The following is a 13,463-nucleotide window of genomic DNA, read 5'->3' as shown; positions in this document are numbered from 1 at the left end:
TTCGGCCGCTCCCCTAGCATAGGCAAGGGCGCAAGTCACAGGCTGCGGGCAAAATGTCCGGCCGATGCCTCGACGATGGTGTCCTGCGTCGCGGCGGCAGCCTTGCGGATGCCGTCGACCTCTTCCGGCTTCAGCCGCGTCTTCGGATCGTCGAAGCGCACATCCGGATCCGGCACGGCGGAAAGCAGCAGCCGCGTATAGGGATGGATCGGGTTGTCGATGACATCGGCTGTCGGTCCCCATTCGACGATCTGGCCGGAATACATCACGGCGATATCCTCGGCGACATAGCGTGCCGTGGCGATATCGTGGGTGATGTAGAGAAGGCCGAGATTCATCTGCTGCTTCATCTCGTTCAGCAGGTTGAGGACGCCGAGACGCACGGAAACGTCGAGCATCGAGGTCGGCTCGTCGGCGACGATAATCTCCGGCTTTGCCGCAAGCGCACGCGCAATGTTGACGCGCTGGCGCTGGCCGCCCGAGAGCTCGTGCGGATACTTGGCGGCAACGATATCGGGGTCGAGCCGCACACGCTGCAGAAGCTCGCGCACGGTCGCATCGATCGCCGATGCCTTGATGTCGGGACGATGCAGCTTCAGCGGCCGCGTCAGGTGATAGGCGATCGTGTGCGCTGGGTTCAGCGAGGCGAACGGATCCTGAAAGATCATCTGTACCGAGCGCCGGTAGTCGGAGAGTTCGGCACGGCCGGCGGCGTCCACCGGCTTTCCCTTGTATAGGATCTGGCCTGTCGTCGGCGCATATTCGCGCATCGCCATGCGGGCGCAGGTGGTCTTGCCGCTGCCGGATTCGCCGACCAGTGCCAGCGCCCGGCCGGGATGCAGCGAAAACGAGATCGAGCGCGCCGCATGCACCGTGGAGCTGCCGTGGCCGAAGGTCTTGTTGACCTTGTCGAGAGAGAGGATCGCTTCGCTCATGCGAGCACGCCTCCATGCAATGAGGGGAAGGAGGCCCAGAGCTTCTTGGTGTAGTCATGCTGCGGCGTCTTGTAGATCGCCTCGGCCGTGTTCTGCTCCACAAGCTTGCCGGCGAGCATGATGCCGATGCGGTCGCAGAACTGCACCATCAGCCCGAGATCATGGGTGATGAACAGCACCGAGAAGCCGAACTGGCGGCGGAGCTCGTTGATGCGCTGCAGGATTTCGCGCTGGACGACGACGTCGAGCGCCGTCGTTGGCTCGTCCATGACGACCAGCTTGGGATCGAGCGCCATGCAGATGGCGATGACGATGCGCTGGCGCATGCCACCGGAAAACTGGTGCGGATAGTTGCGCATCCGGTCCGGGGCGATATCGACGAGCTTGAGCATCTCGGCTGCGCGCTCGCGCGCCTGCGCCTTGGTCATGCCCTTGTGCGTCTTCAGCACGTCATAGAACTGGTCCTCGATGCGCAGCACCGGGTTCAGCGAGTTCATGGCGCTCTGGAACACCATGGCGACTTCGCGCCAACGGAAATTGGCAAGCGCCTGCTTGTCGAGATCGAGCACGTCGCGGCCGGCGAGAAGAATTTCGCTGCCCTTGCGGATCAGCGCCGGCGGCTTGTGCAGGCGGCTGATGGCGAAGGCGATGGTGCTCTTGCCGCAGCCGGATTCGCCGGCGAGCCCGAAGACCTCGCCGGGGGCGACGTCGAAGCTCACATCGTCGACGGCGCGGAAGTCCTTTTCCTCGCCGATATAGTCGATGGTCAGGTTCTTGACCGAGAGAAGCGGCTGGCTCACAGACGGCCCTCCCCGGTGCGGATCAGTGCCTTCCAGCGGCCGAGCTGGCCACCGGTGCGAAGCCGCGGATTGGCGACCTCGTCGACCGCGAAATTCAGGAGCGACATGCCGATGCCGAGCAGTGCAAGAGCAAAGCAGGGCGTCAGGATGTCCCACCAGGCGCCGACCGAAAGGGCGGATGCCTTCTGTGCATTGTAGAGCATGGTTCCCCAGGACACGACCTTGGGATCACCGAGGCCGAGGAATTCCAGCGTCGCTTCCGTGATGATCGCGAAGATGACGCTGCCGATGAAATTGATGCCGACGATCGAGATGACGTTCGGGAAGATCTCGAACATCATGATGCGCCATTGCGGCTCGCCCATCGTTTCGGCCGATTTGACGTAATCCTTCTGCTTCACCGAGAGCGTCTCGGCGCGGGTGACACGCGCGCCCCAGGCCCAGGAGGTGCCGCCGAGGATCAGCGCGATGACGAGCGGGCTGGCCTGGCCGATGAAGGCGGCGAGCACGAGGAGTAGCGGCAGGTTCGGAACGACGAGCACCATGTTGGTGAAGAAGCTGATGACTTCATCGGTCTTGCCGCCGCGATAGCCGGCGATGATGCCGAGCGCGGTGCCGACGATGGTGATCAGCAGGCCGGCGCCGAAGCCGACGGCAAGCGAGGTGCGCGCGCCGTAGATCAGCCGCGAGAACACGTCCTGGCCGATGCGCGTCGTGCCGAGCAGGTGATCGAGCGATGGCGCCTGGTGCGGCCGGCCGGTGCGGGCGGTCGGGTCATATTGCGTGATCAGCGGCGCGGCGATGGCGACGATGATGATGAACAGGATGATGGCGACGCCGACGAGCGCCTTGCGATTACGCAGGAGCCCGGAAATGAGGGTCTTCATGTCACGCTCCCTTCAGCCGCGGATCGAGCAGCACATAGCTGACATCGACGATGAAATTGGCGACCAGCATGGTCGTGGTCATGATCAGCAGCTGCCCCTGGATGACGGGATAATCGCGTGCCAGGATCGCCTGATAGAGAATGTTGCCCATGCCTGGGTAGTTGTAGACCACCTCGGTGACCAGCGAGCCGCCGAGAATGGTGCCGATGGCGATCGCCAGCGACGAGACGGTCGGAAGCAGCGCGTTGCGGGCCGCATACCAGATCATCACATGCCGGTCGGAGAGGCCCTTGGCACGAGCCATGACGATATAGTCTTCGCCGAGCAGGTTGATCATGTTGTTGCGCATGGTCACGGCAAAGCCGCCGGTCATGACGGCGCAGAGCGTCATCATCGGCAGGAAGGCATGGTAGAGGACGCTGCCGATGTATTGCAGCGTGAAGGCCGGATCGAGCGACGGATCGGCGGCATAGCCGTTCGGAAACCAGCCGAGCGTGAAGCCGAAGATGAAAACGACGATCAGCGAGGTGACGACGGCGGGAACCGAGGTCGCGAAGATCGCGACGACCGAGACGATGACGTCGAAAGCGCTGCCGCGGCGCCATGCGGCGAGAATGCCGAGGAAGCTGCCGATGGTGAAGCTGATGATCGTGGCGCTGCCCATCAGGCCGACGGTCCAGACGAGCGCGTGACCGAGCACGGAGGTGACCGGCAACGGGAAATACTTGATCGACCGGCCGAGATCGCCGGTGAAGATGCTGCCGAGATAGGTCAGATATTGTTGCCAGAGCGGGCCATCGACGAAGCCGAAGGTGAGCTTCAGCGCGTTCAGGCTCTCGGGCGGCAATTCGGCGCCGGCGCTGGAGAACATGATCTGCACCGGATCACCCGGCATCAGGCGCGGCAGGAAGAAGTTGATCGTCGCCGCCGCGATGAAGGCTGCCAGATAGAAGGCCAGGCGGCGTAACAGGAAAGCCATGGAAACTCCGTGAAATCGGGAGCGGCGTAGGGGCGCCGCTCCCGAAGCTCCGTTGCTTACTTGACCGGCTCGAGGGCGAGCAGGTTCAGAAGGCGAGCGGGGTTGGTGCGCGAGATGGACGGATTGACGAAGGGGTTCTCCTTGGTCGACCAGCCGGTGAAGCGCTTGGTGTTGTACTGATACCAGTTCGGATTGTTGAAGACCGGGATCATCGGCAGGTTCTCGGCGACGATGCGCTGAGCCTTGTTCATCGCTTCCTTCTGCTTGTCGAGATCGGCAGTGTGCGTGAACTGGGTGACGAGGTCTTCGACTTCAGGGCTGAACCAGCGCTGCGCCGTGAAGCGCGTCTTGCCCTTGTCCGAGGCGCTGAAGGCGCGCTTGTAGGGATAGTACGGCGAAGACGATGCCGGCAGGCTGTTGATCGCGGCGTCGAACTTGCCTTCGATCAGGTCCGAGGTCCAGACGGCTTCCTCGGGGGTTTCGATCTTGGCGTCGATGCCGACCGCCTGCATGCCTTCGATGGCGATGTTGACGGTGTCGATCCAGTCGGTCCAGGAATTCGGAACGATGATCGTGAACGAGATCTTCGAACCATCCGGGTTGTCGCGGAAGCCGTCGCCGTCCTTGTCCTTGTAGCCGGCCTCGTCGAGCAGCGCCTTTGCGGCGTCGGCATCATAGGCGGCGAACTTGCCGAAGTCGGCCTTCACGGACGGATCCGCCCAGCTCTTGTAAAGCTCGCCCATCAGGCCCGGGTCTTCGTTCAGCGTCGGGTAGCCGTAGCCGGCAACGTCGATCATCGTCTTGCGGTCGAGCGCCATGGAGACCGCGCGGCGGAACTTCACGTCGTTGAAGGCCTTCTTGTTGGCTTCGTTGCCCGTTTCCAGGTTGAACAGGAAGGCAACCATGCTGCTCGGCGAATACCAGTAGTGATAGTGGTCCGGGTCCTTCGAGACATAGACGTTGTCGATGTCAGGAATGAAGGAGACGCCCCAGTCCAGCGTGCCGTCGGCGGTCGCCGTCAGGATCTGGTTGTTGTCGGCGAGCTGCGGGAAGCGCATGCAGTCGACCTTCAGGTGCTCGGCATCCCAGTAGTTCGGGTTGCGGCACTGGTCATAGGTCTGGCCGGTAAAGCGCGGAACTTCGGTGAGCGGGCCGCTGCCGACAGGGGTCTCGTTGGCGAAGGTGACCGGATCGGCAACGTCCTTCCAGACATGCTCGGGAACGATCGGCAGCTGCGACAGCTGCTCGGCGGCGAGCGAGCTCGGGTCCTTCAGCGTGAAGCGGACGGTCTGGCCGTCGACGGCCTCGACGCCGGTGATGAAGCTCCAGATGCTGACGAAATCGAGCGCCGGGAACTTCTTCAGATATTCGTAGGTGAACTTGACGTCTGCGGAGGTCAGCGGCTTGCCGTCCGACCACTTGAGGCCGTCGCGCAGCTTGAACTCGATCGTCTTCAGGTCATCCGACTGCTTGAAGCTTTCGGCGAGGCGATAGACCGGCTTGTTGCTGTCGAAGCGGTTGAAGATGACGAGCGGCTCGTAGATGAAGTCGAGCGTCGACTGGCGCGAGGACGTCTGGTTGAACGGGTTGAAGTTGCGCACCCAGGTCGTTGCCGGCTCGATGTTCGCGGTCAAAACGGTTTGCGCCATGGCGGTGCCGGACAGCAGTGACAGAGCTGTCGCGGCGGCGAATATGTATTTTTTCACTTTATTCCCCTTGCTTGGTTACTTCGCGATCCGTGCTGGTCAGGCGGCCAGCACGGTCTTGAACATGTCCTCGACTTCCGCATGCGCGGCGCGGACGTCGATCTTGAGATTGCCGAGGCGGGCCTTGCCGGCCTCGATGCGGGCGATCGCTGCGTCGGTCAGCGGGCGGGCGGCCTTGGCGGCCGCTTCACTTTCCGGAATGTCGCCATGGCTGTGGAGCGCGATGTCGAAGCCGGCATCCAGAACCTGAGCGACGCGCTCCGGCATGGTGCCCTGCAGCGATTCCATGAAGATGCAGTCGGAGATCAGCACGCCCTCATAGCCCATGTCCTTGCGGATCACGTCATGCATGACAGGCGAGATGGAGGCGGGCAGTTCCTTGTCATAGGCCGAATAGACGACATGGGCGACCATGGCCCAGGGCGTATCCTTCAGCGCGACGAAGGGCTTGAAATCGGTCGCTTCGAGCGTTTCGCGGGAGGCGTCGACGACAGGGCGTTCCTTGTGGGAATCGAGCGTCGCGCGGCCGTGGCCGGGGATATGCTTCATGACAGGCATGTTGCCGGTTTCGAGCAGACCATCGACGACCTCGCGGCCGAGGGCGGCGATGAAATCTGGATCCGGGCCGAAGGAGCGGGCGCCGATGACGGCGCTCGTCGTCGAAAAGACGAGATCGAGCACCGGCGAGCAGCCGCTTGAAAGGCCAAGTTCCGTCATCATCGCCCCCATGGCCTGGGAGGAAAGACGAAGGGCCCGCTTGCCGAGTTCGAAATCACGTCCGGCGAGCTCGGCAAAGGCGCCGAAGCTGCGGAACAGCGGCCAGGGACCGGCGTCCAGATGCTGAACGCGTCCGCCTTCCTGGTCGGTGAAAACAGGCGCGTCCTCGCGGCCGACGGCTTCGCGGAAGCGCTCGATCAGGATACGGACCTGTTCCGGGTTCTTCTGGTTGCGGCGGCCGACGAAGAGGCCGAGAGGATTGGTTTCGCGAAACATCGCAAATTCGTCGTCCGACAGGGTGGGATTCGGCATGCCGACGAAAAGGGCGAGGGGGGTCTTGGACACTCTTTATGCTCCGGTCTTGAAATGTTCAGGTCTTCGGCGCGCTTCTGAGCATGCCTTCGTAAACGCCCTTGTCAGGCGCGGGGATCGGCACGGCGCCGGCGGTCTTGGCGTAGAAATCGACGGGCCCCGCATCGCCGATGAAGGCGTAGGCGTGGCCGAGGGTCTTCATGGTCTGCAGGGAGGCGGAAAACAGCGCCAGGCCGATGCCCTTGCCGCGAGCCTCCCTGGCAACGCCCGTCGGGCCGAAGAAGCCGCGGGCAGTCGTGTCGTAGCAGGCGAAGCCAAGCAGCTTTCCGTCCTCGACGGCAATCAGGCAGGCATTCGGCTGGCGGGAGAAGGCGACGGTAACTTCGCTTGCCCAGTTCTCGCTGAAATGTTCGCGGACCCAGGAGGTGACGACATGCATTTCCGGCGGCAAGGCAGGCCGGATTTTGACGCCGGTTTCAACCGCCTTTGATTTGAGTTCGTCGAGCTTTTTCGAATATAAGCTCACCAGCAGGTCGGGCACCTGTGATCCTCCATATATTCCGTTATTACGGAATGTATCCCCTTTTAATGACATAGACTTCGCGATTTCGAGCAGTCTTGTCAACAGGGAATCTGGCGGATGACAGAAGGCCGCGCCGTGCCGCGCCCAATGAAAATGGCCCGGCGCAGGGCCGGGCCATCAAAGAAACGCGAAAGATCAGATATTTACCTGGCTGCCCAGTTGGCGCCGCGGCGGAAGATCGTCTTCATCTGCGGCACGCTGAATTCCTTGGCCTGGTGGCCGAGCGAGGAATAGAAGACGCGGCCCTTGCCATATTTGCGCTTCCAGACGACGGGCATGACGACTCCATCGATCCAGTAGGCGTGGTCGCCGGTAAACGTCGTCGTCGCCAGCACCTCGTTCGACGGGTCGACATGCATGTAATATTGCTCCGACGCGTAGGGGAAGTCGGTGATCCCCTCCATGACCGGATCGTCCGGGCGGGTGATATTGACCTTGTAGTCGATGATATTGCCGGGGTGGGCGACCCACTGGCCGCCGATCATGAACTGGTATTCGACGCACTCGCGAAAGCTGTCGCCGGCGCCGCCATGATAACCGGCAATGCCGACGCCATTTTCGACGGCGGCCGCGAGATTCTTGATCTCTTCCTTCTCGATCTTCGACATCGTCACGATCGGCACGACGAGGCTGAGGTCGTGCACGGATGGGTCGGCGAAAGCCTCGGTGCTGTGCTCGACATAGACCTTGAAGCCGTCCTCCTCCAGCATGTCCTTGATGATGGCGGCGCATTCCTGCGGCTCGTGGCCGCTCCATCCGCCCCAGACGATCAGTGCTTCACGCATTTCCATTCCTCCTGAAATTACTTGGCGAGCCGCCCGTCGACGAGCGATTCCGAGAGCGGCGCGGGCCGCTCGGTTGCCGTGGTGATGGTGACCGTGCGGCCGCTCTCGGACGCCGTATGGAAGGCTTCCATGACCTCGAGCACATGCAGCGCCAGGCTGCCATTGGCGCGGTGCGGCCGGTTCGAGCGGATGGCATGGGCAAGATCGGCGACGCCGATCGAGCGGTAATTGCCGTCGGCGTAAGGCGAGGTCAGTTCCTGCGGCTCGAAGCTGCCGCCCTTCTTGAGGAACTGCACTTCGCCGCCGAAATGGTTGGGATCCGGAACGATCAGCGTCCCCTCGGTGCCGTAGACTTCCAGCGGCACATGCTTGTGCCCGGCGACATCGAAGCTCATGCCGATCTGCACGACCGCACCATTGGCAAACGCCATGACGCCTGCGACATGGGTCGGCACGTGAACCGGGATTTTTTCGCCGTTGCGCGGCTCGCTGGTGATGACGCGCTCCTTGCGCGGTGAGACAGCGAAGCCCGCGACCTGCGCCACCGGGCCGAAGAGATTGACGAGGTCGGTAATGTAATAGGGACCCATATCGAGCATCGGCCCGCCGCCGACCTCATAATAGAAGGCCGGGTTCGGATGCCAGCGCTCGTGGCCGGGGCACATGAATGTGGCGGTGCCGCCGACCGGCTGGCCGATCACGCCTTTGTCGATCAGTGTGCGGGCCGTCTGGTGGCCGCCGCCGAGGAAGGTGTCGGGTGCTGCGCCGATACGCAGACCCTTGGCCTTGGCGGCCTCCGCCAATTTTTTCCCTTCCGCGAAATTAATGCCGAGCGGCTTTTCCGAATAGGTGTGCTTGCCTGCCTCAAGCGCCTGCAGCGCAACGGCGACATGGGCTTTCGGCACCGTCAGATTGACGATGATCTCGATCTTGGGATCGGCGAAGAGCTCATCGATATTCTTTGCGGGAACATTGAATTCAGCGGCCTTGGCGTCGGCGAGTTCGCGGTTGAGGTCGGCCACGCCCCTGATCTCGAGGATCGGGAAGGAGGCCATCGCCTTCAGATAGGCGCCCGAAATATTGCCGCATCCGATGATGCCGATACCGACCTTTTCCATGCTTTCCTCCCGATGGATATTCTGTTGTCAGCGCCCTAGAGCGCCGGCCCCGTGGTGCTCCAGGGCGATTCATAGAGTTCGTAGAGCGCGACGGCGGCAGCACCCTGTGCCCAGAAATCGTCGCTGGAATCGTCGAAGACGAGTTCGGTGACGCCCTTCAGCGACGGCGGGATCGCTACCGCATAGGCATCCCGCAGGCTGTTCAGGAACGGTTCGCCGAGCGCCAGGCTGGAGCCAACGAGAATGACGCGCGGTGGGGCGAACAGGGTGACGATATTGGCGATCGTCAGACCCACGGCCTCACCGGCGCGGATCGCCGAGGCGATCAGCGTATTGTCCTCGGCCTTGATCAGCGCCTGGGCATGGGTCATGCCGCGGCCGAGACGGATCGCTTCGGCGAAACGTCCGTCCGCCTGCTGGTCTCCAAGGATGGCGCTCTCGCCCGCCTGGGTCGAAAGCCGGACTGTTCCTTGCGGTCCCATGCCGAGCACGAGGTCGCCGAGATTGTGGCTGAGGCCACCGGCGCCGCGGAACAGCTGGTTGCCGTGCAGCACCCCGAGCCCGAGCGTTTGTTCGAGCGAAATCAACACCATGTCTTCGAGATCACGGGCCTTGCCGAACCAGTGATGGGCAAGCGTGATCGCATGGGCGTCGCTCTCGACGATCGTCGATGTGCCGAGGCGCGCCGTCATCTCGGCCGCGAAATCCACGTTCACATCGCGGAAGATCGGGCTGCTGCGCACATGGCCGGTGCGGTGCTCGATGACGCCGGGCAGGCCGAGGCAGACGGTATCGACATCCTCCAGCGACAGCCCGGCATCGACGACGCAGCGGCGCACGCCATCCTCGACGAGATCGGCGATCACGGCGATCGGCTGGCGGTCGATGCGGATCGGCAGCGTCAGCTTCGAGAGCACGTCGCCGCGGAAATCGGTGACGACGAAGATCATCCGGTTGGCGGCGATCTTGGCGCCGACGACGCGCGCGGCATCCGGGTTCAGTTCCAGCATGACACGCGGCCTGCCGCGCGCCGCCTCGTTGCGGATATCGCCTTCGTGGCGCGGCAGGATCAGGCCGTCGTCGAGCAGCGATGCGGTGATTGCCGAGACGGTTGTCGTCGACAGTTCGGTGCGCTCGCTGATCTCCACGCGCGAAATCGGCCCGTGGCGCCGGATCGTGTCCAGCACGTTCAAGCGATTGATTGCACGCATCAATTCGGGATCTGCGGTCTTCATGAAAAACTAGCCGGGCAATCGCATCTCTGGCCGAAACAGCCACATAATTTCGTCGGGGTACGAATTAAATAACAGGCACATCCTGCCCACTGTCAAGCGTGAATGGCAAAAAATCAGGCGGTCGGGTTGACAATCGGGTCAAGCTCCATTGAATTATTCCGCATTGGGGAAAAATTGGTGAGGACAGTTCCCCTGGGAGGAAAATCATGACGTATATGCACAAGGGCCTGGCCCTTCGCGGCAAGCGCATTGCATTTCTGGCCGCCGCCGCAGGGGTCTCGCTGATGCTCGGCGCCGGTGCCGCCTCGGCCAAAACGGTCGTCAAATGGCTGCATCTGGAGCTCGATCCGAAATTCGTGGCGAAGTGGGAAGAGATCGTCAAGAAATACGAAGAGCTGCACCCCGATGTCGATATCCAGATGCAGTTCCTGGAAAACGAGGCCTTCAAGGCCAAGCTGCCGACGCTTCTGCAGTCGGATGACGTGCCCGATTTCTTCTACACCTGGGGCGGCGGCGTCCTGAAGCAGCAGTCGGAGACCGGCGCGCTGCAGGAGGTTACCCCCGCGCTTGACGCTGACGGTAGCAAGCTGCGCAACCAGTTCACCCCGGCCTCCGTCAACGGCATGTCCTTCGACGGCAAGGTCTGGGCGGTTCCCTACAAGGTCGGTCTGGTCAGCTTCTTCTACAACAAGGAGCTTTTCGCCAAGGCAGGCGTGAAGGCCGAGGATATCAAGAGCTGGGCGAACTTCCTCGATGCGGTGAAGAAGCTGAAGGATGCCGGCGTCGTGCCGATCGCCGGTGGCGGCGGTGAGAAATGGCCGATCCACTTCTACTGGAGCTACCTCGTCATGCGCGAAGGCGGCCAGAAGGTCTTCGATGCCGCCAAGAAGGGTGAGGGCGAAGGCTTCCTCGATCCCGCCATCATCAAGGCCGGCGATGATCTGGCCGAGCTTGGCAAGCTCGAACCGTTCCAGCCCGGCTATCTCGGCGTGACCTGGCCGCAGGCGCTCGGCGTCTTCGGCGACGGCAAGGCGGCGATGATCCTCGGCTTTGAAAACACCGAAGCTAACCAGCGCAAGAATGCCGGTGACGGCAAGGGTCTCGCCCCCGACAATATCGGCCGCTTCGCCTTCCCGACCGTCGAAGGCGGTGCCGGCAAGGCAACCGATACGCTCGGCGGCCTGAACGGCTGGGCGGTGACCAAGAAGGCATCCAAGGAGGCGCTCGATTTCCTCGCTTACCTGACCAACGCCGACAACGAACGCGAGATGGCAAAGAACGCCATGCTGCTGCCTGTCGCCGTCGGCGCCGATGATGGGGTCGTCAACCCGCTACTCGGCGAATCCGCCAAGCAGCTGGCTGGATCCACCTGGCATCAGAACTTCTTCGACCAGGATCTCGGCGCTGCCGTCGGCCGTGTCGTCAACGATGTCTCGGTGGAAATCGTCTCGGGCCAGATGAGCTCCAAGGACGGCGCCCAGCAGATCCAGGACGCTTTCGAACTGGAGCAATAAGCCTCCCGCCTCCCACTCCCGGCGCCGCCTCTGGCGCCGGGACCTGACAAGCGCATGCGAAAGCAGGGCATATGGCGAATATTTCCGTTTCAACAGGCGTCAGGCCGGCAAACCCAAGCAAGGCCGCCCGAAAGAACCGCAGTTCGATCGCCCACGACCGCTGGGCCGTGCTCCTGCTTTTCCTGCCGCCGGCGCTGATCCTCTTCACGCTCTTCGTCATCATGCCGATGGGCGAGGCTGCCTGGTACAGCCTCTACAAGTGGAACGGCTACGGCACGCCGACCGAGTATATCGCGCTCAAGAATTTCCAGGTGCTGTTCCGCAATGCCGCCTTCAGCCAGGCGCTGATCAACAACGGCCTGATCATCGTCGTTTCCATCGCCATCCAGGTGCCGCTGGCGATCTGGCTGTCGACGATGCTGGCGCATCGCATCCCCGGCGTCGTCACCTACCGGCTGATCTTCTTCCTGCCCTATGTTCTTGCCGATGTCGCCGCCGGCCTGATCTGGCGCTTCGTCTATGACGGTGACTACGGGTTGTTCGCGGCGATCGCCGGGTTCTTCGGCATGGCCAATCCCTATGTTCTGGCCGACAAGGACGTGGCGATCTATGCAGTGCTCGGCGTCGTCGGCTGGAAATATTTCGGCTTCCACATGATGCTGTTCATCGCCGGGCTCCAGTCGGTGGACAAGAACGTGCTCGAGGCTGCCGATATCGACGGCGCCTCCGGCTGGCAGAAATTCCGCTATATCACCTTGCCGCTGCTCGGCTCGACGCTCAGGCTTTCGATCTTCTTTGCCGTCATCGGCTCCCTGCAGCTCTTCGACATGATCATGCCGCTCACCGGCGGCGGCCCGTCGAACTCGACACAGACGATGGTGACCTTCCTCTACACCTACGGCGTCATGCGCATGCAGGTCGGCCTCGGCAGCGCCGTCGGCGTCGTGCTGTTCATCATCTGCGTCACGCTCGCCTTCGGCTACAAAAGGATATTCATGCGCAATGACTGATACGACCGACACCATTCGCATGCCCGCGACGACGAAGATCTATCTCTACGTCTCGCTGACGCTGATCGCCGCCCTCGTGCTGATCCCGCTTCTGACGACTGCGCTCGGCGGCTTCAAGACGCTCGGCGACCTGCGCGTCAATCCGTTCGGCCTGCCCGCCACATGGCAATGGTCGAACTATACGGATATCCTGTTCGGCGAGCGCTACTGGCTGCAGATCTTCAATTCGCTGGTGATCGCCGTGCTCACGGTGTCGCTGACGCTGATCGTCTCGTCGATGGCGGCCTTCACCTTTGCGCATGTGCGCTTCTTCGGCTCGTCCTTCCTGTTGAACTACTTCCTGCTCGGGCTGATGTTCCCGGCGGCGACCGCCATCCTGCCGCTCTTCATCCGCATCCGCGACTTAGGACTGCTGGATACCTATTGGGGCGTGGTGCTGCCGCAGGTGGCCTTCGGCCTCGGCATGAGCATCCTGCTTTTTAGAAACTATTTTCGCAACCTTCCGGAAGAATTGTTCCAGGCGGCGTTCGTCGATGGCTGTGGCTACATGCGCTTCTTCTGGTACATCTCGCTGCCGCTGTCGCGGCCGATCATCGCCACCGTCAGCATCATCTCCTTCGTCGGCAGCTGGAACAGCTATATCCTGCCGCTGATCATGCTGAATTCGGAATCGAAATATCCCTGGCCGCTCGGCATCATGGTCTATCGCGGCGAGTTCGGCACGGAATGGCAGCTGGTGCTGGCCTTCATCACGTTGACGATCATGCCGACCGTCATTGTCTTCTTCCTGGCCCAGAGACACATCATCGCCGGGCTGACGGCGGGTGCGGTCAAATCCTGATGTTGCCGTTTGTGCCGCGGCCGCTAACATGGCCGCGGTCA

At 62.3% G+C, this 13,463-nt stretch carries 13 protein-coding genes; 3 read left to right on the top strand and 10 right to left on the bottom strand.

Annotated elements, in window-relative coordinates; all coding sequences use genetic code 11:
* Positions 1-35: 35 nt before the first annotated feature.
* The 10 genes from ACEN84_RS29475 to ACEN84_RS29430 all read right to left on the bottom strand — a co-directional run bounded on the left by ACEN84_RS29475 (position 36) and on the right by ACEN84_RS29430 (position 10,057).
* Complete coding sequence (locus tag ACEN84_RS29475; RefSeq protein WP_413711535.1) at positions 36-935, bottom strand: ABC transporter ATP-binding protein; 900 nt, start codon at positions 933-935, stop codon at positions 36-38.
* Complete coding sequence (locus tag ACEN84_RS29470) at positions 932-1,735, bottom strand: ABC transporter ATP-binding protein (protein WP_413711534.1); 804 nt, start codon at positions 1,733-1,735, stop codon at positions 932-934. Before ACEN84_RS29470 ends, ACEN84_RS29475 begins: the two co-directional genes overlap by 4 nt.
* Entirely contained in the window at positions 1,732-2,610 is an 879-nt protein-coding gene (locus ACEN84_RS29465; protein ID WP_413712516.1) for an ABC transporter permease, read from the bottom strand. Before ACEN84_RS29465 ends, ACEN84_RS29470 begins: the two co-directional genes overlap by 4 nt.
* A 13-nt stretch (positions 2,611-2,623) precedes the next feature.
* Positions 2,624-3,601 (bottom strand): ABC transporter permease, encoded by a 978-nt coding sequence (locus tag ACEN84_RS29460; protein WP_112712088.1) that lies wholly within the window; start codon positions 3,599-3,601, stop codon positions 2,624-2,626.
* A 56-nt stretch (positions 3,602-3,657) separates the two neighbouring features.
* The gene (locus ACEN84_RS29455) at positions 3,658-5,307 is read right to left on the bottom strand and encodes an ABC transporter substrate-binding protein (RefSeq protein ID WP_413711533.1); all 1,650 of its coding nucleotides are present in this window, start codon (positions 5,305-5,307) and stop codon (positions 3,658-3,660) included.
* A 39-nt stretch (positions 5,308-5,346) separates the two neighbouring features.
* Positions 5,347-6,369, bottom strand: a complete 1,023-nt coding sequence (locus ACEN84_RS29450; RefSeq protein WP_413711532.1) for a glycoside hydrolase family 3 N-terminal domain-containing protein — start codon at positions 6,367-6,369, stop codon at positions 5,347-5,349.
* Positions 6,370-6,394: 25 nt separating this feature from the next.
* Positions 6,395-6,877, bottom strand: coding sequence for a GNAT family N-acetyltransferase (locus ACEN84_RS29445; RefSeq protein ID WP_112712082.1), 483 nt, complete (start codon positions 6,875-6,877; stop codon positions 6,395-6,397).
* A gap of 185 nt (positions 6,878-7,062) precedes the next feature.
* Positions 7,063-7,704 (bottom strand): ThuA domain-containing protein, encoded by a 642-nt coding sequence (locus tag ACEN84_RS29440; RefSeq protein ID WP_413711531.1) that lies wholly within the window; start codon positions 7,702-7,704, stop codon positions 7,063-7,065.
* A 17-nt stretch (positions 7,705-7,721) separates the two neighbouring features.
* Positions 7,722-8,822 carry a Gfo/Idh/MocA family protein gene (locus ACEN84_RS29435; RefSeq protein ID WP_413711530.1) on the bottom strand — a complete coding sequence of 367 codons (1,101 nt, stop codon included), beginning with the start codon at positions 8,820-8,822 and terminating at the stop codon, positions 7,722-7,724.
* 35 nt (positions 8,823-8,857) lie between these two features.
* Positions 8,858-10,057: an ROK family transcriptional regulator gene (locus ACEN84_RS29430; RefSeq protein ID WP_130283750.1), complete on the bottom strand. Its 1,200-nt coding sequence runs from the start codon at positions 10,055-10,057 to the stop codon at positions 8,858-8,860.
* Between the two features lie 206 nt (positions 10,058-10,263).
* On the opposite strand from ACEN84_RS29430, the gene ACEN84_RS29425 reads away from it, so the two are divergent.
* The 3 genes from ACEN84_RS29425 (at position 10,264) to ACEN84_RS29415 (ending at position 13,422) form a co-directional block, all read left to right on the top strand.
* The gene (locus tag ACEN84_RS29425) at positions 10,264-11,571 is read left to right on the top strand and encodes an ABC transporter substrate-binding protein (RefSeq protein ID WP_413711529.1); all 1,308 of its coding nucleotides are present in this window, start codon (positions 10,264-10,266) and stop codon (positions 11,569-11,571) included.
* Between the two features lie 71 nt (positions 11,572-11,642).
* The gene (locus ACEN84_RS29420) at positions 11,643-12,581 is read left to right on the top strand and encodes a carbohydrate ABC transporter permease (RefSeq protein WP_413711528.1); all 939 of its coding nucleotides are present in this window, start codon (positions 11,643-11,645) and stop codon (positions 12,579-12,581) included.
* Positions 12,574-13,422: a carbohydrate ABC transporter permease gene (locus ACEN84_RS29415; RefSeq protein ID WP_413711527.1), complete on the top strand. Its 849-nt coding sequence runs from the start codon at positions 12,574-12,576 to the stop codon at positions 13,420-13,422. Before ACEN84_RS29420 ends, ACEN84_RS29415 begins: the two co-directional genes overlap by 8 nt.
* Positions 13,423-13,463: the final 41 nt, after the last annotated feature.

It is taken from the genome of Rhizobium sp. Rhizsp82 (assembly GCF_047325115.1).
Taxonomy (GTDB): domain Bacteria; phylum Pseudomonadota; class Alphaproteobacteria; order Rhizobiales; family Rhizobiaceae; genus Rhizobium.
Note: the sequence above shows the minus strand (reverse complement) of the source record. Positions and strands in the feature narration are given on the sequence as shown.